23 protein-coding genes are annotated in these 23217 nt (G+C 56.7%); 10 read left to right on the top strand and 13 right to left on the bottom strand.

Annotated elements, in window-relative coordinates; translation table 11 throughout:
* Positions 1-101: 101 nt before the first annotated feature.
* The 4 genes from nusA to SH573x_RS00820 form a co-directional block, all read right to left on the bottom strand.
* The gene (gene nusA / locus SH573x_RS00835; protein WP_479352394.1) at positions 102-1406 is read right to left on the bottom strand and encodes a transcription termination factor NusA; all 1305 of its coding nucleotides are present in this window, start codon (positions 1404-1406) and stop codon (positions 102-104) included.
* A 107-nt stretch (positions 1407-1513) separates the two neighbouring features.
* On the bottom strand, positions 1514-1792 hold the full coding sequence (locus SH573x_RS00830; protein ID WP_479352393.1) for a hypothetical protein: 279 nt from the start codon (positions 1790-1792) through the stop codon (positions 1514-1516).
* Between the two features lie 66 nt (positions 1793-1858).
* Positions 1859-3163 (bottom strand): beta-ketoacyl-[acyl-carrier-protein] synthase family protein, encoded by a 1305-nt coding sequence (locus SH573x_RS00825; RefSeq protein ID WP_479352392.1) that lies wholly within the window; start codon positions 3161-3163, stop codon positions 1859-1861.
* Between the two features lie 120 nt (positions 3164-3283).
* Entirely contained in the window at positions 3284-4534 is a 1251-nt protein-coding gene (locus SH573x_RS00820) for a hypothetical protein (protein WP_479352391.1), read from the bottom strand.
* A 385-nt stretch (positions 4535-4919) separates the two neighbouring features.
* Between SH573x_RS00820 and SH573x_RS00815 the strand changes: the two genes are divergently transcribed.
* Complete coding sequence (locus SH573x_RS00815; RefSeq protein ID WP_479352390.1) at positions 4920-6524, top strand: vWA domain-containing protein; 1605 nt, start codon at positions 4920-4922, stop codon at positions 6522-6524.
* Positions 6525-6654: 130 nt separating this feature from the next.
* Here SH573x_RS00815 and SH573x_RS00810 read toward each other — a convergent pair whose 3' ends face one another.
* The 6 genes from SH573x_RS00810 to SH573x_RS00785 all read right to left on the bottom strand — a co-directional run bounded on the left by SH573x_RS00810 (position 6655) and on the right by SH573x_RS00785 (position 10068).
* Positions 6655-6867 carry a hypothetical protein gene (locus tag SH573x_RS00810; RefSeq protein WP_479352389.1) on the bottom strand — a complete coding sequence of 71 codons (213 nt, stop codon included), beginning with the start codon at positions 6865-6867 and terminating at the stop codon, positions 6655-6657.
* On the bottom strand, positions 6828-6965 hold the full coding sequence (locus SH573x_RS00805; RefSeq protein WP_479356841.1) for a DUF1559 family PulG-like putative transporter: 138 nt from the start codon (positions 6963-6965) through the stop codon (positions 6828-6830). Before SH573x_RS00805 ends, SH573x_RS00810 begins: the two co-directional genes overlap by 40 nt.
* Positions 6966-7114: 149 nt before the next feature.
* Positions 7115-7885: an ExbD/TolR family protein gene (locus SH573x_RS00800; RefSeq protein WP_479352388.1), complete on the bottom strand. Its 771-nt coding sequence runs from the start codon at positions 7883-7885 to the stop codon at positions 7115-7117.
* A 3-nt stretch (positions 7886-7888) separates the two neighbouring features.
* Positions 7889-8380: an ExbD/TolR family protein gene (locus tag SH573x_RS00795; protein ID WP_479352387.1), complete on the bottom strand. Its 492-nt coding sequence runs from the start codon at positions 8378-8380 to the stop codon at positions 7889-7891.
* Positions 8381-8444: 64 nt separating this feature from the next.
* On the bottom strand, positions 8445-9104 hold the full coding sequence (locus SH573x_RS00790) for a MotA/TolQ/ExbB proton channel family protein (RefSeq protein ID WP_479352386.1): 660 nt from the start codon (positions 9102-9104) through the stop codon (positions 8445-8447).
* Between the two features lie 76 nt (positions 9105-9180).
* On the bottom strand, positions 9181-10068 hold the full coding sequence (locus SH573x_RS00785) for a hypothetical protein (protein WP_479352385.1): 888 nt from the start codon (positions 10066-10068) through the stop codon (positions 9181-9183).
* Positions 10069-10306: 238 nt separating this feature from the next.
* On the opposite strand from SH573x_RS00785, the gene SH573x_RS00780 reads away from it, so the two are divergent.
* A complete protein-coding gene (locus SH573x_RS00780) occupies positions 10307-11293 on the top strand; it encodes a vWA domain-containing protein (RefSeq protein ID WP_479352384.1) in 987 nt (328 codons plus the stop codon).
* Between the two features lie 636 nt (positions 11294-11929).
* On the opposite strand, the gene SH573x_RS00775 is transcribed toward SH573x_RS00780, so the two are convergent.
* Complete coding sequence (locus SH573x_RS00775; protein WP_479352383.1) at positions 11930-13780, bottom strand: aminotransferase class V-fold PLP-dependent enzyme; 1851 nt, start codon at positions 13778-13780, stop codon at positions 11930-11932.
* A gap of 130 nt (positions 13781-13910) precedes the next feature.
* On the opposite strand from SH573x_RS00775, the gene mch reads away from it, so the two are divergent.
* The 4 genes from mch to SH573x_RS00755 all read left to right on the top strand — a co-directional run bounded on the left by mch (position 13911) and on the right by SH573x_RS00755 (position 18394).
* Positions 13911-14894, top strand: a complete 984-nt coding sequence (gene mch / locus SH573x_RS00770) for a methenyltetrahydromethanopterin cyclohydrolase (RefSeq protein ID WP_479352382.1) — start codon at positions 13911-13913, stop codon at positions 14892-14894.
* On the top strand, positions 14882-15823 hold the full coding sequence (locus SH573x_RS00765) for an ATP-grasp domain-containing protein (RefSeq protein ID WP_479352381.1): 942 nt from the start codon (positions 14882-14884) through the stop codon (positions 15821-15823). The genes mch and SH573x_RS00765 overlap by 13 nt, the downstream gene beginning before the upstream one ends.
* Positions 15807-17522: a fatty acid CoA ligase family protein gene (locus tag SH573x_RS00760; RefSeq protein WP_479352380.1), complete on the top strand. Its 1716-nt coding sequence runs from the start codon at positions 15807-15809 to the stop codon at positions 17520-17522. Before SH573x_RS00765 ends, SH573x_RS00760 begins: the two co-directional genes overlap by 17 nt.
* 86 nt (positions 17523-17608) lie before the next feature.
* A complete protein-coding gene (locus tag SH573x_RS00755; RefSeq protein ID WP_479352379.1) occupies positions 17609-18394 on the top strand; it encodes an SDR family NAD(P)-dependent oxidoreductase in 786 nt (261 codons plus the stop codon).
* Here SH573x_RS00755 and SH573x_RS00750 read toward each other — a convergent pair whose 3' ends face one another.
* A complete protein-coding gene (locus SH573x_RS00750; protein ID WP_479352378.1) occupies positions 18395-18670 on the bottom strand; it encodes a hypothetical protein in 276 nt (91 codons plus the stop codon).
* 247 nt (positions 18671-18917) lie between these two features.
* Here SH573x_RS00750 and dapB point away from each other — a divergent pair, with 247 nt between their 5' ends.
* The gene (gene dapB, locus SH573x_RS00745; RefSeq protein WP_479352377.1) at positions 18918-19721 is read left to right on the top strand and encodes a 4-hydroxy-tetrahydrodipicolinate reductase; all 804 of its coding nucleotides are present in this window, start codon (positions 18918-18920) and stop codon (positions 19719-19721) included.
* Positions 19722-19739: 18 nt separating this feature from the next.
* Positions 19740-20108 (top strand): hypothetical protein, encoded by a 369-nt coding sequence (locus SH573x_RS00740; protein WP_479352376.1) that lies wholly within the window; start codon positions 19740-19742, stop codon positions 20106-20108.
* 127 nt (positions 20109-20235) lie between these two features.
* Here SH573x_RS00740 and SH573x_RS00735 read toward each other — a convergent pair whose 3' ends face one another.
* Positions 20236-21189, bottom strand: coding sequence for a hypothetical protein (locus SH573x_RS00735; protein ID WP_479352375.1), 954 nt, complete (start codon positions 21187-21189; stop codon positions 20236-20238).
* A 199-nt stretch (positions 21190-21388) separates the two neighbouring features.
* Between SH573x_RS00735 and SH573x_RS00730 the strand changes: the two genes are divergently transcribed.
* Both SH573x_RS00730 and SH573x_RS00725 read left to right on the top strand, forming a co-directional pair.
* Positions 21389-21880 carry a TadE/TadG family type IV pilus assembly protein gene (locus SH573x_RS00730; RefSeq protein ID WP_479352374.1) on the top strand — a complete coding sequence of 164 codons (492 nt, stop codon included), beginning with the start codon at positions 21389-21391 and terminating at the stop codon, positions 21878-21880.
* A gap of 79 nt (positions 21881-21959) precedes the next feature.
* Positions 21960-23207 carry a vWA domain-containing protein gene (locus SH573x_RS00725; protein ID WP_479352373.1) on the top strand — a complete coding sequence of 416 codons (1248 nt, stop codon included), beginning with the start codon at positions 21960-21962 and terminating at the stop codon, positions 23205-23207.
* The last annotated feature ends 10 nt before the right edge of the window (positions 23208-23217 follow it).

Raw genomic sequence — 23217 nt, 5'->3', positions numbered from 1 at the left:
GGGACCACCTGGTTGAAGTGGTTTGTCATTCTACATAAGACGTCTCCAGGTCTAGGGAAGAACGTCGCACAGGAATCAGGCTGGCGCCAGCGACCGAAGTATTAATTCTGATCGCTAACATTGTTGTCCGTCGATTCCTCTTGAGTGGTTGACTTGGTAGCGGGCGGTGCAACTTGCGCAGTCGCCCCTCGCGTCGCGCCAGCGGCTGCTGCCTGACGCTCGGCATCTTTCTTCAATCGCTTCTGCTCTTCGGCCAACTGCTCGGCCTCGTCGGCCTTCGATTCAGCTTGCTCGACAATCGCATCGACTTGCTCAGCGGTCATCTCACCCATTTCCATCAGGGCATCGGGCTCGATTACCGACAAATCGTCGTACGACAAATATCCTTGCTCGACCAAACGCTGCGCCAACTCTTCGGTCATGCCGTCCAGTTGCATATAAGCGCTGACTGCCCGATCGATTTGCTCTTCCAGCTCGGAGCTGGTCATGATTTCAATATCCCAGCCGACCAGCTTGCTGGCCAAGCGGACGTTCTGCCCATACTTGCCAATAGCCTGCGAGAGATGCTCTTCGCGCACCAGCACGATCGCGCGGCCGATCATATCGCACAGCAACACTTGCTCAACTTCAGCCGGTTGCAACGCGCTCGGAATCAGCACTAGTGGATCATCACTCCAGCGCACGATATCAATACGCTCGCCAGCCAGTTCGCTAGTAATGTTCTTGATACGATTGCCCCGCACACCGACGCACGCACCCACGCAATCGACGCGTTGATCGGACGAGCTGACAGCCACTTTGCTGCGATGGCCCGGCTCGCGACTAATCGCGCTGATCTTGATCACACCTTCGGCAATCTCAGGAATCTCTTGCTCGAACAGCCGCTGCACCAACTGCGGCCGAGTTCGACTGAGAATCACCTTCACGCGATTACCTGCCGGCTTGACTTCAAACACGACCGCGCGGATGCGATCACCGTTGTGATAAGTTTCACCCGGGATCTGCTCGCCGCGAGGCAGGATGGCTTCCACATTGCCCAACTGGACCGTGGTGACCCCACGATCGCTGCGCTGGACGGTACCGGAAACCAACTGCCCGACTTGATCATGGAATTCATCCATGAGCGAATCGCGTTCGGCTTCTTTCACTTTTTGAATAATGACTTGCTTGGCTGTCTGGGCGCCGATTCGGCCAATTTCTTCTTCGTTCAGCTCGCGACCATTGCAAGATGCTTGCAATTGGCCAGTTTGCCGACTGATGGCTACCGATATTTCGGCATCTTCACCGAAGTGTTTTTTGACCGCGGTGACGTACGCAGCCTCGATCGCCGAGAAGACCACCTCGCTATCAATATTCTTTTCGCGATGGAGCGAGTCGACGATTCTGAGTAGTTCAGATGAATTCATGCGAAGGGGATATTTTGTTGGGCTGTTCCCGGCTTAATTGCCTGCCTTCCGACAGACAGGCCTGTCGGAACACTTTGGCAACTCGTGGTTGGCGGCTAATTGGACGGTTATTCGGTCACCCGATAGTCAGCCGCACATGGTTTGATCACCACTGGGCTGGAGAAGCCTTTAACGAAAGCTGCTTCTCGGACTTGCCAAAAAAGCCTTGCTAAAAAAGCCTTGAAAATCTCGGCAAAAAACTCGATCCGCCGAAGATCTACAACCAGCCAGTGGAAAACGCAGTCAGCCAACGAAAATATCGGTGGTACATCCAATGGAACTGCAATGGGGCGCACGCAGTCCATCAGTAATCCGACAATCGTACTTTTGTCAGCGTCAAGTGTCAACGCGACGTTGGCTAAGGTAGAGAAGATTTAGGCATCGATAGCGTAAAAACAGCTCCGGCCAAGCCGCTAGTTTCCAATCACCAGGCAAGCGGCTTGCCCTTGGCCCGTATAAGAGATGTGAGCAAAAGCATCACCGGCCGAATCACCGGCTCCCGCCGGTCGCCACTTGGCTTCCGGCCGCAGGCACTCCAAATTGCGGATCGGAAATAAGTGGCCATGCTCCAATGCTAGCATGCTGAGCACCAATTCGACCGCTGCACTACCAGCCCCCAGGTTACCGAAGTAACTTTTGGCACTGACCACGGGACTGGCCGCCTGGCGGTCAGCCAATTGTTGGCCGATGGCACTGGATTCCGAGGCATCGCCGGCCGGATCGGACAATCCATGCGCATGGACGTGCCAACTAGCCGGCAGGTTACTGCCGGCCTGGTCGAGGGCTTTGCTCAGCGCTGCCGATACAGCCATTTGCAGGAAATCCCGGTCGCCACGAGGTCCCACCATCGCGCTACCAGCCCCCAACAGCGTGCCCCAACTCTTGGCTCCGCGCGCCGCCGCATGGCTGGCCGACTCCAGCACGATCGCGCCGGCGCCTTCTCCTAGCACCATACCGTCGCTACTGGCATCGAAGGGGCGCGACATGGTGGCTGGGTCGGAGCGATTAGCGGCCAGCCGGTCATTGAGAACGGCATGCATGGTGCGCAGTGGATGGATGCGCGTGCCCGTAGCGCCCACGACCATCACATCCGCCCAGCCCCGTTTGATAATGTCCGCCGCTTCGGCTACCGCCAACGACATGCTGGCTTCGCGCACGGTCAGCGAATTGTTGGGCCCGCGAAAATCGTTGTAGATGGCCACATGGCTGTTGGGCATGTTAGGCAAATATTTTAACAGCCACAATGGATTGACCTTGGGTAAGCCATCGACCGGCCAACGCTCGATGTGAAATCGATGGTCGGCGTCATGACAATTGATCACGCCGTCGGAGTACTCTTCCGGCCGCGTCAGAATGTAATCGCAACCGAACAGCACGCCGGTGCGCTGTGGATCACCGCCGGCCACTCCCGCATGCTGGATCGCTTTTTGCGAGGCCGCGACACCCATTTCAATTTCGCGGCACATGACCTTCATGTTCTTCTTGATGGCCCGCTTGAGCAGGTTATCCAAGTCGCCATAGTCTTCGATGGCGCCGGTAAACTGACCGACTTCGGCACCATACTGAACCGGCAAAGCAGCTCCAGGTAGAGCCGTCAGGGGACCAATCCCGCTTTTGCCAGAGACTACGTTCTGCCACAGGCTGCCCGGATCACACCCCAAAGGGCTGACAACTCCAAAGCCGGTGATAACAACTCGATCGACTGTACTATTACTCATGGAACCGGAATCGTGGCAGCAGAATCGGAACGGCTTAACCAAGCGAATCTACAGTCTACTTGCACCACGCAAAACCAGATAGTCGCCATCGTCGTTTAGTCCAAGCACGTGGACGCGTGCTTAGTAACGCCCACGGCTGATCGGATTGGTCGGGACCTGACTGGTAGCTGTCGGACTGGTGGCGGTGGGGGCACCCGGGCGGTTGGCGTCACCCAAATGTTCAATCACCAGCAGAGCATCCGCGCGATCGCCCAGTTTAGGAATGATGCGATCGAGTCCTACCAAGCTGGTCCCCTGCCCTAGCAACGTGTTGTTGGCCGGCGACTGCGGCGAGGCGACCACGCCACAACTCAGAATCAGCACTTCGTTCTCAGGCCAGCGAAATCGCTCGTGCAATCGCCAAGAAGCAATTTGAGGCACCTGGATCTGACCGGAATGCGATTGTCCAGTCGGCAGAGGCAAGTCCAGCGTCACATTGCTGAATCGCTCGACCTGGTCGATGTGACACTTGACGACGATATCAATGGTCTTGTCGACGTTCAGCAGCGGACTGACCTGCAAGCGATAGCCTTCTTGGATCTCGCCGGAGACCGGCAGATAAGGCGGCCAACCTTGCGCGGGCTGGAACTCGCGAACAAAGTTCCGTGTGCGCAATTGTTCGAGCACTTGCGGCTGGCCGTTGTGGGTCGTCAACGTGACATTAGCTAGCTCTTTGTAGTCGCTGCGTCCCCGCAGCATGGCCATGAAGAGCGCACTATTCTCTTTGCTAGCAAGATAGGCTTGCACCCCAGGCGATTGCGCCGGCACGCTGCGCAGCAGGGTGTGTCCCCGCGTGCGCCAATTGGGGCTGCCCACAGCTACCAAGCGCATGCCGAATAGCTGGGGGACAGTCGTACCGTTTACAAAACGTTCGTAAGCTTGACGTACCAGTTTGTGCATCTGCTCGTTGTGATAGACCCGCAAGGTATTGCGATCGGCGTTGATGAATCCAAACGGCTCGGTAAACCAGGCGTCTGTCCCCGTATCACGCAGGATCCAGTCAATGACAGCTTGATGCGGTCGATCGACCGTGGTCAGTTCCTTGGTATAAGGCCGCAAATCATACGTTTCCCAGTACTGCCCCGCTTCGGTCGGCAAAGCAGGCGCCCCGCCAGTGCGCCGAGGCGTTGATGAATTGCTAGCACCAGTGCCCGACTCGAGACTGGGGACAGACACACCCGGGACAGATGCGCCGGGGACAGACCCCGCCTCAGGCGGCACACCCCCAGGGGCTTGCCCTTGAACTGGCCACGCCAGCCAAAACAGACTGCCTATTACGACGACTACAGCCGCCATCGAACGACCAAGTTTTGCTAGCAATCGAATGACCATCCTTGGTCTCTCCCCGTTTTGCGCAAGCTCTCACTCGTAGCCGAAGTCGCCAGACTTTGGACGTATCTTGTAGCCGAAGTCGCCAGACTTTGGACGTGTCCCAGTTAACGCATCCAATCTCTGGCGAGATCGGCTACAGCCGCCCTCTGGCGAGATCGGCGACAGTCCCTTGACGGGTTCCTTATAGTATTTGCAGTCAGGCGAAGCCAAGAGGAATAGGCGTTACCCGCTGGGCATCGGCCGGCTTTTTAACCAAGAAGTTAACTTTGATAGCTTTATGCAACTCGCTAAGGCTTGACAGCTACTTGACCCGTCAGAAGGGGTTTGCTCAGATTTCGAAAATCGACTGCGACAGGAACAATGAGGCTTCTAAGGAATCACAGCCATGGAACTCCCGGTCCAGCTGGAAGAAGATCCTGCGTTAACGCAAACTGATTCGGCCACGCGGTTGCTTGCACGTGGTCGAAACATTCTCAACGTCTTGGAACATCAAGCCCAAGCCGCCAAGCTGGCCGCTCAAGTTCTGCAGTTGCGGGCAGCGATCGAGCAAGCTGAACAAGGCGATGCCAGTCGACTGGATGAGTGGCTGCAGCAACTGGAACAAGCCACAACGCTGCCAGGGGAAACGACCAGGCCACAGGTCACAGTCGCTTCAACGACAGCAGCTTGGGTGAGCGAACCTGCGCACGAAACGCTGCGCGGCCCACACAGGGCTCGCGACGAACCGCTGCCATCGGCCGGTTGGTCCACTTACTTGCCTCATGCGCAACAGCGCTTGGCTGCGCATGCCGACGAGACCTGGCCTTGGGACGACCGAGGACAAGATCAAGATCCAATCTCTAACGAGATCGGCCACCAGCTTCCACCGAACGAGTTGCCGGACAGATCGATCGTTGAAGATTGCGATGAGGTTAGCAATGAACAGGTAGAACAGGCGGAGCAGCCAGCAGCGCCCGAGTCGATTGACTTCGATCCGGCGTTGGCCCAGGCCCTGGAACTGAGCGCGGTCACGGGCCAGGAACCGGCGACCAAACATCCAAAGCGATTTTGGGGCAGCCTGAGCTTCAGCTTGATCGGACATGCAATTCTGTTCTTGGCTTTAGGCACGATCACCTATCACCAGCAAGACGCAGCGGCCAGCTTGGGAGCGCAGGTGCTGCAAGCCGTCGAAGTCAGCGAGGAAGTGCCCGAGCTGGGTAGTGAACTGGAGATGGCCGAGTTGGAAGCACCAGCGGCCGCCGAAGAATTTGTATCCACCGATGCGCCGGCCAGCACCAGTGCCATCAGCGAGCTGACTCCATCGATCAGCGCGGCATCACTGAGCGACGCGGTAAGTGCCCCGTCGGCGGCCAGCAGCATCGCCTCGGCTGTCGGCAAAGGCGGTGCCTCGTCGGGTTCTGGTGGCGCACGTGGTGGCGGGCTCGGCCGAGGCGGCGGCGGGCAGATGGGCGGTAAGTTCTTCGGTGCCGGTACCGGTGGCAACTACTTTTGCTACGTGGTCGATAGCTCTGGCAGTATGCGCGGCCAGGCCTGGGAATCGGCCAAGCAAGAACTGCTGCGATCCCTGATGACGCTCAAGCCAACGCAGCAGTTCTACATCGTGTTCTTCGACTTCGAGATGCATGCCATCCCCGAACCCGGCACGCGCCAACCGGCCACTCACGGTCTGTTGGCTACCAAAGAAAATATCGATCACGCGCGGCGCTGGATGGAAACGGTCAAACTGGCTAGAGGTGGCCCACCTACTCAAGCCCTGGCTTGGGCAATCCAGCGCCAACCGGATGCCATCTACTTGCTGACCGATGGCGTGACCAAAGTGGATGTCTGCGGATACGTGCGCGAAATCAACCTGATCGATGATTTGATCAGCGGACCACAAGTCCGCGTTCCCATCCATCCGATCGCCTATCATTCGCTCGATGGACAACAGCTGATGCGGCAACTGGCCGACGAAAACAAAGGGCAGTTTCACTACGTGCCCAAGCCATAACCTATGTCTCCTTTTGCTCCGCAAAAGGAAATTGCGTTCACGGAGGTCAGGGAGTTGCAAGGCGAGCGATGTTGCAGGGCCGGTGGGCTTTGCGAGAGAAGTGCCTTGCCTTTCGCGGAGCGAAAGGAGACTAAAAGTGAACGAGGTGACCGTCGTCGCACATCATCATGTATCTCAAGTCCTGATCGGTTAGTTGGCCAACTTTGACCATGCTGCCATCCATCATTAGCAGCAAGATCTCGGACGGATTCTGGCTGGCCCGAATGTATTTGATGGCATCGTCGATGCTCAGCCCCTCGGTTTCTAGCCACGGTTCAGAATGTTCCGGCAGCTCGACCGCCACGACTCGTTCATCTTAAAGCGTTCGTAAAGCTCGATGTTTTCCAGATAGGGAAGTATCGACACACGCCAACTACATGTGGGTTGATTCTCGCGATTGATACCACACTGAGCCGGAAAACGCTTGTAGGCCGATTCGTAGTTCAGCAGGGCCAGCCACGACGGCTAATACAATGACGAGTGTATTAGAACTGCCGTCGGCTGAGGGCGGGCGGGTGGGCGGGTGGGCGATTGGTTCATTATCTCGGGCTTTATTCGAACTGATCTACTACGTTAACTTGAAATCGCTCGAACTTGGTGTCAGTCCCAGCATCCAGCGCGGTAACAACCGCTTTGTGCACACAATCGCGATGCGCTTCGACGACTAACTTATCGGGTGGCTCACCACTGGTGGCTGAGTCGCGGGCTTCTTGCAACGCTAACATTAGGTCGGGTCGGCTGGCCGCTTCGCGATCCGTACCATCGGGCATCAGAATCATGTACGCATTATTTTCATCGACTTGCACGGTGACCGAATCCTGAGTCTGGTCGGTAGCCACCTGCACTGCGCGAGTACTGGCTTTTTGATCTTTCTGCACGGGCACTTGCAAAGCCTTTTGCAAGGTAAAGTTGGCGGTGCTCATAAAAAAGATCAACAGCAGAAAAGTGATGTCCACCATCGGCGTCATGTCGATGTGATCGTGCGGCATCGTGCGGCGCTGAAACAGCGGTTCAAACTCTTCATCGTCGTCATCAGCGGGTCGTGGCCGCCGGGGCTTGAGCGTCAGCTGGGCGGTTGGTGTCGCGGTGACTTGCTGCAGTCGAGCTTCCGGTGGATCGTAGATACCGGTGGCGGCAATCTGTTTGGCCGCTTCCATAAAGCGTTTTTCGGCTTCGCGTTCAGCCTTGGCCGCATCGATCTCTTCTTGCGACGGGATAAGTACGGGTGCTTCGCATTCCGGGCAACGAATCTCTCTACCCATCATCCTAGAATGCAGGTTGCGAACCGCTTGGCAACTGGGACACTTGAATCGAACTGACATCGTTTATTTCACGGCAATATGAACCGTTTGACCTTCTTCTAAGACGTTGGCGATGGCTTGCCGAACCCGTTCGACCTCTCCGTAGCGCACATCTCCGGCAGCTTTGACCAGGACCTGGCTGCGTTCACTGGAAAGTTCGCGTTCGACGTACTCAGCGATTTCCGCTTCTTGCTGTTCAACATCGCTCGAGAAAGCCGTGCCATCCATGCGGACCACTTCGGGACTGGCTTCGGTGCCTTTCTTCAAAGCCACGATTACGAATTCCTTTTCAATTACGTTCTTGCCGTTGTAGGACTTGGGCAAATCGACTTGAGGCGAGCGAGTGATCTTGGTGCTGACCATAAAAAAGATCAGCAGCAGAAACACAATGTCCACCATCGGCGTAAAGTCGATTTCGTCATCCACGGGCTGCGTTTCGCGCACGGCAATTTCGTCTTCGTCATGCGCGGCCGCTTTGCGTTTCGGAATCGCTGAACCCCCGCCACCACCTGCCATTGCCAGAATCTCGCTAGTTTGAGTTTATTCCCAGTGGCCACGGCCTGGCGGCCGAGGCTACGACTTACACGGCGTTGCGTGAACGCATCGACGATTTAGTATCGATGCCTTCTTTGAGCGCATTCATGACGCGGGTCAAACCGGATGCCACCAACTGTTCCATTTCGCGAATTCGATTGGTCACGCTGGCCAAGACGATGATCAGCGGAATAGCCACCAGCAGGCCCATGGCCGTGTGCTCCAGGGCCATGCGAATGTCACCGGCCAGAGCTTGTGGATCTTGATTGCTGGCCGCTTCCAAGTTACCGAACGCGCCCAGCATCCCGAGCACCGTACCGAACAGACCGAGCATAGGCGCGGTCTTGATGCAAGTGGCGATCCAGGCCACGCGGTTATCCATATCAGCCAGCACGTCCCGCTGGAAACGTTCGCTGACGAACTGACGAACTTTGGCATAACCCAGATCGCGATTGAGGATCGCTAGCTGCACCATGGTGGGCAGAGCTTTTTCATTGCCTTCGCAGTACTCCTGAACGGCTTTGAAGTTACCAGCCGACAAATCCGGTTCGATGGCTTCGAGAAACTGTTCTTGCTCTTCTTCGGTTTTGAACCGCTTGCTGCCCACGCGCTGGACGACCATGATCGCGCAGTACAATCCCCACATGGCCACCGCCGTGATGAAGACGTAGTCCAGTTTGCCAACGATATCGTAGAAGTCCTTCATACTGCCAATTCTTTCTAGGGTTTACTAGCCGACAAGTGTTTTGGTGACAAGTGTATTGGTGTGGTGAACTAGTTTTCTATTTCGGAGCCACGCGCAATCGCTGTTCGATCACCACCCATTCAAAGCCGCCGCTGGTGGGACGGCATTCGAAGATGGTGCGGGCAAACTCTTTGGCCTTCACGTCGCGTTTGTTCTGCGTAACTGCGTATTGTTTTTCGATACTGGCCAGTTGCGTTTCCAGGTCGGGGTTGAGGAACTTGATGATCTCGCGTCCGCGCGTATCCACACCCGCTGCCCGCATTAGTTGAGTGTCATAATCCTTCAGCGGACCATCCTGACGCCATAAAAAGTAGAGCCGCTTTTCTGCATCGCCAGGTCCGCTGCGCCGCTGGGGGTTGCCGGAGAGATTGGAGATGTAATCCACTTGCGCCGAACCACCCACAGCGCCCAGTTCGATGTTGAAAAAGTCCAACTGCGCTGCATAACCTTTGAGATTGCGAGCGGTGAACTTCAGTTGCCAACGTTCGGCGCGGGAGATGATATTGGCACCTTCGCCCAAGGGCCCCGGCGGGCGCGAGTCACCCAGACCGCTACCCACCGCGCTTTGGTCAGAAGCCGATTCAATGGTATCCAGCGAGGCAGCGATATTTGTCACCGCGTCTGTGACTGCTTCGAGCGTTTGTTCCAAGGTGGGCTCGGTCAACTGGTCGACCTCTTCTTGCCCAGGCGGCGCAAAATCGCGCGCAAAACCAGCCGCATGATCACCGCGACCGGCCGCGGATTCGTCTTCTAATTCCCAGACAATGGCCGAGGGCGACGACATTTCCAGTCGCGACAGAAAGATGGCTCCCATCACTACCACTGCCAACCCGACCACGATGGCCAAAGCCAGCATCATCCCAGCCACGCGATCGACGATGTTAGTCTGCAGAGCCCCAAAGTTACGGGATTCTTCCACGGTCATCGGAATTGGGGCTCCTCAAGAATTGTAGACAAGCGCCGACGGTCACACTCCTTTAGGTTAATGCCTGTGAGCTCACTCTACAAAGGTCCAGGTGGGAAATTGGGGAGAATTACCTCGTAGCCGATCTCGCCAGAGATTGGATGAATCAAGCTCACGGCGTCCAAAGTCTGGCGACTTCGGCTACGGGCAAAATACTATTCCCTCTCGCGAAGATCGCCTATAATCGGTCGGTGGTGGTTTGAGCGATTGTTCTTTCAATTGGTGGGTTACCTTCGTGGCCACAGAGCGATTTGCCTGGCGAGAAAAACACGCGCGCGGCACGCTTTCTGTGTTGATCAGCTGCATTGTGCATACGTGCCTGCTGATTTTCTTGGCACTTTCGTACATTGCTACGCAGACCGAACAAGTAGCGGTGGTGCTGCAGGCCACCTTGGCTGGAGCCGATGAAGTCTCAGTCGATTACTCCGAGCTCGACAACTTGGAACCACCGGCTGGGGCTGAAGAATCTAAACCCGTGGCCGCCCCGGTTGCCCAGGCTTTCGAATTGAATTTGAGTTCGGATTTGGCTGCCAGCGCGGCCAAACTGGACGCAACGCTGACGGCGGCCATTGCTTCGGCGGCTCGGCCGGGTGGTTCGGGTGGCATCTTAGGCGGCGGTGGTGGGGGAGTCGGCGAAGTCTCCGATAAGCTTGGAGCCAACTTCTTCGGCTCTTACGCAACTGGAGAACGTTTTGTGTTTGTACTGGACAGTTCCAAAAGCATGACCGGCGATCGCTGGATCTATGCTTGCCAGGAACTGCTCGACAGCATCGGCCGGTTGCAACCCAATCAGAAATTTTTCGTCATCTGCTTTGACGACAAGACAACTTTGATGTTCAACGCCCCGGCCACGCGCAAGCAGTATCATCAAAACAGCGACGAGCTACGCACTCGACTGAAACGTTGGTTGGCGACGCGACGTTTGGGGCCGGGCACGTTGCCCGCTGAGGCCATGGTGACTGCCTTGGAAATGCAGCCTGATGCGATCTTTATGCTGTCCGATGGCGAACTGCGCGACGACACGCTTTTTATCTTGCGTAACCTCAACGGCTTCTCAACCGAGCGTCGTCAGATCCCGATTCACACTGTGCATTTGATGAGCGAAGAAGGCCGTTTGACATTGCAAACAATCGCCACTGAAAACTCTGGCACGTTCACACCGGTAATGGGTGGCGGCGTTCAATAACGCCAAGTTGTCAGAAGGCTACGCGATCGAAGTAGACGCAGCGAATGGTTAGAGGGTTCTCCTAGCCTGCGCGGCTACGGGTTAAACGAGGACACCTCGCCTGCGCGGCTAACTCGTTTAACCCGTAGCCGAAGGCGAGGCAATCGCAGCAATTGTCCTTGCGTGGTGAAGTCATCATCTTAAGCAAGCAGACGCTCAGGTAAACGCAGCGTATGGTTAGCAGGTGCACCTCGCCTGTCGGCTACGGGTTAAACGATAAAATAAATAAACCGTCAAGCAACCACGTGGATCACTTGACGGTCTATTTTCGAAGCTTCCAACCGGTGGCGGCAAAAAGCGGAGCCGCTGCGAGACTGGCGAAGACCGAGCGTGCTACTGCACTTGCTACTATTGATCTTGGCCAACGCGTGTTTATGGTCCCTCTGCCGGAATGACGGTTGGAAGTTCATTTTTGCGGGCTCATCGAGACCCGCATGTTCATCATAGGCCAGGCTTGGCCGACAGCAAGGTTAATCGGCGCTCTCCAGGTTCAATCCCGCACTTTTTTCAAGAATTTAACCTGGGTAAACGGTGCCAAGTCACTTAAATGATCAAGGACTTTAACCTGCGACAGCCGCAAGCGAATCTCGTTCCAATTCAACGTAATTCGCTGGTCAGCGCCCGAGCCAAGACGTCGATGTCGTGCGTGGTGTTGTAGAGGTGGCAAGAGACGCGAACTAAATAGCGACCTTCAAAGTGCATGATGGGCACTTCGATTCGATAGCGTTTCCACAAGCGGTCTTGTAAACCGCTGAAGTCACCACCTGTCTTGCCGCTGGTGGGCAACCAGGCTGCGGCCATCCAGCCCATCAATTCGCGAGACTCAGAGACCAAGGGCGCGGTGCCCATTAAATCGCTCAGCACGCGGCGCGCGTAACAGGCCAATTGGTGATTGCGACTATCGAGCACTTCGTATTCAAACTTCGAAAAGAAATCGATGGCCGCTGGAATCGTCAAGAAAGAACTGTAGTCGCGCGTGCCCACCCACGTCAGCTCGTCCACCCAACCACTCGGCCTGGTCGGCGGCAAGCGTCCCCAGCTGAGCCGCAAAGGTTCCACTTGGTCGTGCCATTTAGGATGCACATACAGAAAGCCACTACCCAGCGGCGCGCATAACCACTTGTGACAACTGGCTGTGTAGAAGTCGCAGTTCAGCCGCTCCAGTTGCACGCGCTCCTGCAACAAGGCGTGCGGACCGTCAATACAACTAGCAATGTTTCTCAAACGCAGCTCTGCACATATTCTGGCCACTGGCAACACGATGGCTGTCGGCGAAGTGATGTGACTGAACACGACCAACCGCGTGCGCTCAGTACACTGACTCAAGATGGCGGCCACGATCTGCTCGGGCTCTTCGATGGGTAGCGGTAACTGGGCATAACGCAATTCGGCTCCCGAGCGCGCAGCCCTGCGCTGCCAAATGCGTTTGACCGCGCCATACTCGTGATTAGTCAGCAGAACTTCATCGCCAGGGGCTAGTGGAAACCAGCCTGCTAACTCGTTCATGGCCACCGTTGCATTCTCGCACAGCGCCATATTTTCGGGGCGACTACCCAGCCAATAGGCCAGGTGATCGCGAGCGCGTTGCCAGGCCGGTTCCGTGGTTCTAGCCAGCAAGTCCATGGGCTCGGCGCGATACCGCTGATGCCAAGCGTGTTGTGTCTGCTGAATTAGATACGGTACCGCACCAAACGAACCATGATTGAGATAACACACGCCTTGTCGAAAGTGCCACAAACGAAAGAGCGTACGATGACTCATCGCATCAATCGGTCGCACATAGCGATTGCGAACAATCTGTAACCACACACCCAACCAATTGAAAAGCCACGACCTGTCCAGCAGGCGATGCCAGACTAGCGGCGCAGTCAACAACCCCAGCAGCACCGGCATGCGCAGCTCCATGACCAGCGGCATGTCGCGCGCGGGCAACCTCAGCCCTAAATTGCGAACGGTCACATCGATCACGATCAAGGCCACGATCGTAACCACGTAGAGCGAAATGCGCCGCGCCAGCCGCTGGTAGGTGCGCAACAAATCGCCAATCAGATACGTCAAGGTCATCACGGTGACAAAGACTATCGCTCGCTGATCGATCTGCAACAGATTGACCACGAACGTGCCCAAAGCGGTGAAGGTCGTTAGGCGAAACATGTCGGCCAGTTGCGGCTGCTCGCCGCGCCACAAGCGTTCGGACAAGCGCACCGCGCCCAGTGCAGGCAACGACAAGAATACGAACACCACCGTCGGCGTTAATTCCATCCCCAACATCGTCAGGCCGATGATGGGATTATTGAATAAGACGATGGTCGCATGAATGGCGATCGGCACCGTGACCGCGATGGCTTCCAGAATCGATCCCTTCTGTTGATCGATTGTCGCGCGCAGCCAGAAAAGGATCGCGCTCAGTAGCACGACAACGAACGGCTCGAATTCAAGAAATCTCATGCAGCCTCACAGCGCAAGTACACATGCTTTTGTCGGGACGATTTTTTGTCTGCAACGCCAATGGACCTGAGTCTCGGTGTTTATAATCGTGCCTTACGCATCCCACGAGTTCCGCCGACTAGATTCCATTATGACCTCAAATTACATTTCAGCAGCAGGGCTGAATCAAGCAGCACTGGCAGTTTGTGAAACTTCTGCTCACGCCCGCGATTCTCTGGCCATCGGCCATCACGTTTTGCCCTGCGGAGCGCATGTGTTGGACTTTGGAGTCCACTCGCGAGGCGGCTTGGCAGCCGGCATTGAACTGGCCCGCATCGCCATGGCCGATCAAGCTCACATCTCGATCGTAGCCGGCAATCCGCAGCTATCGAACGGTCCCTGGATTCAGGTCAGCACCCATCGACCTGTCGCAGCCTGCATGCTGGCTCAATACGCCGGCTGGCCAGTCAAACATGAAAAGTTCTTCGCCATGGGTTCAGGGCCAATGCGTGTGCGACGGGGTCGCGAAGAGATTCTCTTGGAGCTCAAAGCTCACGATCCCACCGCCTTGGCAGTTGGCACTTTGGAATGTGACCAGTTGCCCAGCTGCGATATTGCAACCAGCATGGCTGACCAATGCCAGGTACTGCCGGCCGAACTCTGGCTGGCAGTGGCCCCCACACGTTCGCTGGCCGGTTGCGTGCAGGTGGTCGCGCGCAGCGTCGAGACCAGCCTGCACAAACTGCATGCGCTCGGCTTTGATTTGAGTGCCGTGCACGCTGCCTATGGACTGGCCCCGCTGCCGCCACCGACACCCGACTTCGCGCAAGGCATCGGCCGCACCAACGATGCGATTCTGTACGCTGGCATGGTCACGCTGTGGATCGAAGGCGACGACCAGCAGCTAAAAGAACTGCTGCCCAAATTGCCCAGCAACTCGTCAAGCGATTTTGGCTTGCCCTTCGCAGAAACTTTCAAGCGTTACGATTACGACTTCTATAAAGTCGATCCCGGATTATTCAGCCCAGCCCTGATCACGCTGGTAAATTTAAAGAGTGGCAACAGTTTCGTAGCCGGCCAGTTGCGGCCCGATGTGCTGGCCCAGTCCTTCGGTACCAGCCCATGCAGCGGTTAGGCATACTGGGTTCGCCGCAGGGGGCGTATGTGCGCGAGCTGTCCACGGCGGCCGCGCGCCGCCCACGACCAATCGATGTTCAAGTGCTGTCGTTTGCCGAGCTGTCGGTCGAATTGTCAGGCGAGCCGCAGGCGGGCTGCGTCCACAGTCGCTTGCAGGTAGTATCCACAGTCGCGGGCGACCAGTCGCAGGCAGTGGACTTACTGGCGTTGGATGGTCTGGTGGTGCGCACAATGCCCCTGGGATCATTGGAACAAGTGATCTTTCGCATGGACGTGTTGCAAGGGGTGGAAGCGGCCGGCGTGCCGGTACTCAACCCACCGCGAACGCTGGAGATCGCCATCGACAAATGGCTGACGCTACAGCGGCTGGCTGCACAAGGAATTGCCTTGCCAGCGACGATTGCATGTCAGAACCGCGATGCAGCCTTGGAAGCCTACGAGCGGCTGGGTGGTGATGTGGTGGTAAAACCACTCTTCGGCGGCGAAGGACGCGGCTTGTTGCGCGTGACCGATAAAGATATGGCTTGGCGCGTTTTCAGTACGCTTGGGCAATTGTCATGCGTGCTGTATGTTCAACAGTTCGTTCCGCACTTCGGCTACGATATACGCGTTTTAAAGATTGGCTCGAACCTACTGAGCGTCAAACGTTGGGCCACAGCGGACAACTGGCGCACCAATGTTTCGCAAGGTAGTCGAGCCGAAGCTCATCAGTTGACCGACGACCAGCGCGACTTGGCCGAGCGTGCTGCGGCCGTAACAGGGGGTTCGCTGCTGGGGATCGATCTGTTGCCAGCCCGCGACGGTTCGATCAGGTTGCTGGAGGTCAACGCTGTGCCGGGTTGGCGGGGCACGGCACAAGCGCTCAAGCTGGATATTGCTCAGCTGGTGATCGATCATTTGGAACAATTGCATGCGCAAAGAAGTTGATGAGCCAGTCAATCCAGCCAATCAAACAATGGCGTACTCGGTCAACATCGCTAGCCGACTGGCTGCGCAGGCGCTAAGGCAACCCAACAACGTGGCTTTGGCCGCTCCGCTGGGTCCCTATCGACCGGGCATTAGTCGCCCTTACCGACAACTGACTTTCGCGCAGCTGGAACTGCACACCAACTCAATCGCTGCGGGCTTGCAAGCCTTGGGTGTTCAGCCCGGCATGCGCATCGTGCTGGCCGTACGCTTCGGCATCGACTTCATCGCCCTGGTCTTTGCGCTGCTGAAGACGGGTGCGGTGGTGGTGTTGATCGATCCTGGCATGGGACGCAGAAACCTGGTGGCTTGTCTGGAGCAAACCAAGCCTCAAGGCTTTGTGGCTATTCCGCTGGGGCAACTAGTGCGCATGTGCCTGCGCCATCGCTTCCCACAAGCCAAATTGAACGTCACGGTTGGTCGCCGGTTTGGTTTGCTGCCTGCACCGACGCTACAGCAACTGGAGCGCACGCCATCGTCGCTGTACGAGCCGCCGACTCTCGAGCTCGCATCACCTGCGGCCATCATCTTCACCACCGGCAGCACTGGACCTCCCAAAGGTGTGCTATACACACATCGCACGTTTAACAGTCAAGTGGATCAACTGGTCGAGCATTATGGAATTCAACCCGGAGGTAAAGACCTATCGGGCTTTCCGCTGTTTGGCCTGTTCAATGCGGTGATGGGTACGACGACGGTGATCCCTGATATGGATCCGACGCGGCCGGCAGATGTCGATCCACCGCGATTGTTGGATGCCATCGATCAATGGCAAGTCAACCAGGCTTTTGGTTCACCCGCTTTGTGGACCGCAGTGGGGCGCTACTGCGTGGAGCACGGCCGGCGCGTGCCGACACTGCGCCGCGCACTGTCAGCCGGCGCGCCTGTTCCGCCAAATGTCTTGGAATCAATGCGTGTGGCCATGCACTGCGAAGGCGAAATGTTTACTCCCTACGGCGCGACGGAAGCCTTGCCGATTGCTTCCATCGAATCGCGCGAGGTCTTGGACGAGACCGCGGCCAAGACACGCTGCGGAGCCGGGACTTGCGTCGGTAAACGTTTCTCCGGTATTCAGTGGCGCGTGATCAAAATCAATGACGGACCACTGGCCACCATCGACGAGACCGAAAGCTTGCCCACCGGCGAAATTGGCGAACTGATGGTCTGTGGCGATGTGGTTACGACTCAATACATTACGCGCTTGGATCAAAACGCCTTACACAAAGTCAAAGACGGCCCGCGCATCTGGCATCGTATGGGCGATGTCGGTTACTTGGATCAGCAAGATCGATTCTGGTACTGCGGACGCAAAGCACATCGCGTACTGACCAGCGATGGCCCCCTGTTTACCGAGCCTTGCGAAGCGATCTTCAACACTCATCCACACGTCTATCGCAGCGCACTGGTGGGTGTAGGGCCAGTGGGTAACCAACAGCCGGTTATAATCATCGAACCTTGGCCCGAACATCGTCCGCGCGTTTCAACCCAGTTGCATCAACTGCTGACCGAACTCAAACAACTGGCCGACGCCAATCCCATCACAGTCGCGATCCAACATATCCTGGTGCACTCCGGTCGCCTGCCAACCGACATTCGGCATAACTCGAAGATCTTTCGCGAACAGCTCGCCCCTTGGGCCAGTAAACAGTTGGGCAAGTAGCTGACCATCGTAGCGGAAGCCGACACGGCTTTCGATGACTAAACTAGAGGAGCCTCTATACCGTGGACTTAGGTTTACGAGATCAAATGGCAGTGATCGTCGGTGGTGCGCGGGGTATTGGTCTGGCGACGGCCACACAGCTGTTGGAAGAAGGAGCCCGCGTTGAACTGTGGGACTTCGCAGCTGAGGTGAGCCAGGTCGCTGCCCAACTGGATGAGCAATACGCCGGTCGCTGCAGCGCGCAGCGCGTCGACATCGTGGATGCCGAGGGTTGCATTGCGGCTGTCGCGCAAACGCTCCACAACTTTCAGCGCATTGATCACCTGGTCCTGGCCGCAGCCATTGGCTCGGGCAAGTTCGGCTTTCCGTTTACCAATCTGACTCCGGCCGATTGGCGGCATGTCATCGAAGTCAACGTGCTGGGCACTGCCAACATCGCACATGCAATTGCACCGGTAATGATCGCGCAAAGCAGTGGCACGATCACTCTACTGGGTTCGGTGGCTGGGCAGATCGGTTCGCAAACCGACCCGCCCTACAGCGCCAGCAAAGCAGCCAATATCAACTTTATGCAGTGCATGGCCAAAGATTTGGCTCCGCATGGTGTGCGCGTCAACATCGTCAACCCCGGCATGGTGCAAACCGATCTCAATCGCAGCGTGTGGCAAGCTTGGCATGACCAGCAGCCGCCCGAAGCGCGGCGCAGTTATGAAGAGTGGGCTGGTGAGAAGGTCAGCAAAGTCATTCCACTGCGTCAGTGGCAAACGCCGGCCGATATTGCTGCCACGATTGCGTTTCTGATCTCTTCGAAAGCCCGCAACATTACCGGTCAGGCCATCAACGTCGACGGCGGCTTCGTCATGCACTGGTAACTAGGCAACCGCACAGGGAACAGGCATCGACAGCGTGACCACGGGGACGGGCATCAGAAAGTCCGCCGCCCGGCACAACCGCACATTGCTGCACCGCGCCAAGGCAAACTGCCGTGGTTCCTCTCGGCACAGACACAGCCCCAAAAATCGTTCGCCGGGCATAAAGCGAATGGGACTAACGATGCGGCGGGTAAGGATGCCATGAGCGTCTAAGTAATCCAGGCTGATTACGTAATCATCGGCTGCTTGCATGGCTTTGGACAATATCGCTTTCATGGCAATTCCCTTAGTTCGCGGTAGGTCTGGGTTGTGTCCCTGGGAAGTATCGCCAGCTGCCCGACACCTTAGGTCACCACGCAAACATTCGATCGCCGTTTTTGACCGGCTTTGTGCGATAGTCGTAGCCGCTTCACACTTTCAAACTTATCCACCACCCTGCACAACTGTTTGAATTGGTTTACGATATCCTCAGTCAACATCATGGCTGGGTCGGTAATCGTAACTTCAACAGGTCAATGTGCAGATGAGCTCGGTAAAGGTGGCAATTCATGGAGCAGGCGGCCGCATGGGTCGGCGCCTGGTCGCACTGGGCAGTCAAGATCCTAAGCTCAGCGTGTCGGCAGCAATCGAAAATCCGGCTCACCCCGCCTTGGGGCAAGATGCTGGTGTCGTAGCTGGAGTTGCTCCGCTGGGCATCGCCATTGTGGCTCAGTGGCCAGCGCGGCTGGATGTGGCCATCGACTTCTCTTCATCCGAAGGTGCATCGGCCGCCTTGGATCATTGCACCGCGCAGTTGATTCCACTGGTGATTGCGACCACCGGTTTGAGCGATCAACAGATTTCGGCCATTCATCAAAGCGGCAAGAAGATTCCCATTTGCTGGGCACCTAACATGTCGCTAGCCGTTAACTTGACGATGCGGCTGGCCGAACAAGCCGCGCGTGCACTCAAGGATGTACCGCAAGGAGTCGACATCGAAATCATCGAGCGGCATCATCGCTACAAAGAAGACAGTCCCAGCGGCACCGCGCTCAAATTCGGCCAATTGATCGCTGATCAACTCGGCATTAGCAAACATGTGCACGGCCGTGAAGGCCAAGTCGGTGCGCGCACACGGGAAGAGATTGGATATCACGCGGTTCGCACTGGCGATGATCCCGGTCAACACACGATCATCTTCGGCATGTTAGGCGAAACGATTGAACTGCGCGTGGCAGCCTCCAGTCGCGATTGTTATGCGCAAGGTGCCCTGGCGGCGGCCAAGTTCCTGGTGGGCAAAAAGCCTGGCATCTACTCGATGTTCGATGTCTTGGGACTGAACAGTTAAGCAGGCGTTGGTTGTATTATGGCCAAGTGCGAAGAAGGCTACTTGTGTGAAGTATGCGGAGGAGATGTAGAAAACCTTCGCGACAGCGGTCTGTACTTGCAGTTCATCCTTGGCTGGATCGATCCGGAAACCTTACACACGCGGCGCGAAGTCCACATCACCTGCTTGCCCAGCCTGGCTCAGTTTATTGAAGTCCCGACCTTCCAGCCTCCCACGGCTGTTGTCAACCCTGAGTTTGATCGAGCACATCTGGACCCAAGCTTTGTAGAGGCTCGCGTCCGTCAAGTGACCGACGCCTATCATAGACTCTGCCAGCTCGATGCCATGCGTGAGCGGCCGCCGGTAACCGAGTACCCACTGCCAACCGCCATGCAGCGCTGGCAGTAGAGCGGCTGTCCCCAGCCGCTCTGCACCCGGCAAGTCGTATGCCTGTAATGTTGACCTATTGGTTTGAAGAGACTCGGGTTAGAGGGTTCTGAGCAGCTGAGGATAGCTGCTCTACATCCGGCAAAGCTCATTCTTCGCGCTGTTTGAGTTTCGAGTCATCATCCTCTTGGCGATCGTCTTCATCGCGCTCTTTGGCTCGTTTATTTCTGTCGGGCTTGCCGCTGACCTGCTGAAGTTTCTCTTCAAGGCGTTTGATTTGGGCGAGCAGTTCCTGTTTCTCTAGCTTGGCTCGGGCGGCAATTTCGTGACGTTCGACTTCGAAGCGTTCCTTCATCCGCTGCAGTTCCTGCTCTACGTGCCGATCCGTGGGCGGCGGTGATGCTTGGCGTTCGCGTTCGGCCAATCGCTCATGAAGTTCCAACTGCGCTCGCAACTGAGCGTTTTCTTCAGATAGCTCTAGAAAGCGTCTGATCAGCGGTGACTCGAGAATGCGTTCGGCAAAGCGCAGTTGTTCTTCCACTGCTGGTCCAGGTGCAGGCTGCATGGGCCCGTGCGGATCGTGACCTTGACCATGCGGACCTTGACCATGCGGACCTTGACCATGTGGACCAAGCCCTGGTGGTCGTGGGTGATCGGCTTCATGGCGTGGATGATCGTCGTGACCAGGTTCAGGCTGGGGCTGGTATCGAGGGTTATCGCCAAGATGATTGTCGCGCAGTTGTTGGCCCTGCACTTGCCTGGGTCGGGGTGGGCGCTCTTGGTGAATTTGCGGTGGCCGATAGGGGTTGGAGCGATTTTCGGCTGCGGGCGGTTCTGGCACGATCACCTGCTGAGGCTGCGGGGCGGTAGTCAAGATGCCGGTGGGCTGAGCGGGTGTGACTTGCAGGGGTTCGACACCACCGAGCACGATCAAAGGCTGAGCGGGCCGTAGTTGGAGAGCCGGCAGGCTGTCGGTCGAACTGGTTTGACCGAAGGCCGGCAGGGCCGTGCATACGATCGCACCGGCCAGGCTAGCCGCAATAGCCCCCAGCAAGCGGCGGCGGGGCGCGTGGTGACCCTTTGATATGGAACTTGAGAACATGTCCGAGGACCTCCGTGGGTGGGAATTCATCAGGGCGATGGTTTGCATTATAAGCTGGCTGGAGCGTTCGGCTGGGCCGCATGACCCTACAACCCATACAACCGACAATCTCTTGCGTGGTAAAGAGCTCGTCAGCGCATGAAACCCCATAACTTGGGCACCCAGCGGTGCTTTGGTGACCTAGGTTTGAGAGACGTTAATGCCCCTTTACCGAAATGCTGTCATGTTCACCATCGCACATCGCAACCCAAGTCGATCGCGAATGCGTCTGCAAAACAGGCGAGTTCGCCCACTCCATCGCCGCGCCGCAGCTGCTGTCGAGACGGCATTGCTCTTGCCGCTGTTGATTCTGTTGGCATTTGGTTCGATCGAGTTATCGAACATGGTCTTCATGAAACAGTCCTTGTCGATTGCAGCCTATGAAGGTGCTCGCATCGCTACTCGACCTGGAGCTACACAAGCGCAAGCGGACAATCGCATTCGCGAAGTCTTGGCAGCGCGCAATGTAACCAGCTACAACGTGGCTTACACAACCACCGGCGGTACAGCACTGACCGTCACTCCGATCACACCCCGCGGAACGATGTTGAGTGTAGCCGTCACTTCATCCAACGGTGGTGCCCAATATGGGCCCCTGCGAATGTTCACTGGTCGATCGTTGCAATGTCAAACCACGATGGTTCGACAATAAGCCCCTGACGAACGGATACAGCTAAAGTCCCCTCATCTTTGTCTGACTCTTACCGGTCAGAGAAAAGCGAAAGAGCATCATGAACCACATGCCCCGTGGCTTCCGCTCCTTTGCATCCGGGAAACGTTTCACCGGTCGGTACGCCGATCGACGTGGAGCAGCCGCGATGCTGATTACTGTGATGATGTTCGTATTTGTGGTCACTGCCGCCATTACGGTTGACTACGCTTACATGCAGCTAGTGCGCACTGAGTTGCGCGCTGCTACTGACGCAGCCGCCAAGGCTGGCGCTGAGGCCTTGTCGAGAACTCAGGATACTTGCACTGCCAAGGACGAGGCAGTCCGATATGCAGCCACCAATCGAGTTGGTGGACGCGCATTGAGACTGAGTGCCGATGACGTGATGGTCGGGCGAGTCAAAATGAACGCGGCTGGCAAGTGGCAATTCCGTGAAAACCACTTGCCGCTGAACGCTGTTAAGGTTGTGGCCGAGGCCGGTGACGGTCAGACGGAAGGCGGCGGCGTGCCCTTGTTCTTCGGTCGTGTACTGGGACAGAACAACTTTGCACCAACTTACGAAGCTACTGCTGGTCAGCAAGAGGTTGAAGTTTGTTTGTGCCTGGACCGCTCCGGTTCGATGAACTTCGACATGAGTGGTGTTGACTGGGTATTCCCACCCGACAATCCGCGTTTGTCGAGTTTCACCACTTGGGGTGCCGAGTGGCGCAACATGCTTTCCCCACCGCACCCGGTGGACAGTCGCTGGGCAGCGCTGGCGCGGTCGATCGACGTGTTCTTGAGTGAATCGAGTTCGCCCAATGGCCAACCACGGACTTCGGTAGTGACCTGGGGTTCCGAATATATGATGCCCATCTCACCCTATACCTACTATCCAGATGCAGAGATTGACTTCGCCCTACCTAGTCGCGAGGGCTACAGCTGGGACGACAACGCCAATTCGGTACGCGCAGCGGTGGCTGCCCGCAGTGACTCCGTCATCATGGGTAGCACCAACCTGGCCGCCGGGCTAGATATGGCCGTCCAATCGCTCGACAGCGCCAACAATAACCGCTTTGCCAACAAAGTCATCATATTGCTAACCGACGGTGAATGGAATGTTGGTCGCGATCCGGTGATGGCCGCTTACGATGCCCGAGCGCGAGGTATGATTGTCCACTGCATCTCCATGCTTACTGCGGACCAGGAAGCGCTGCAGACCATTGCAGACACCTGTGGCGGTAAGTACTACGGGACGCAGAATGAAGAGCAACTGCGAAACGCCTTTATCGAAATCGCACGCTCGCTGCCCGTGGTATTAACCGAGTAAGATTCGCCCT

Source organism: Rania fehmarnensis, assembly GCF_056494185.1.
This window is presented reverse-complemented; position numbering and strand designations above follow the sequence as displayed.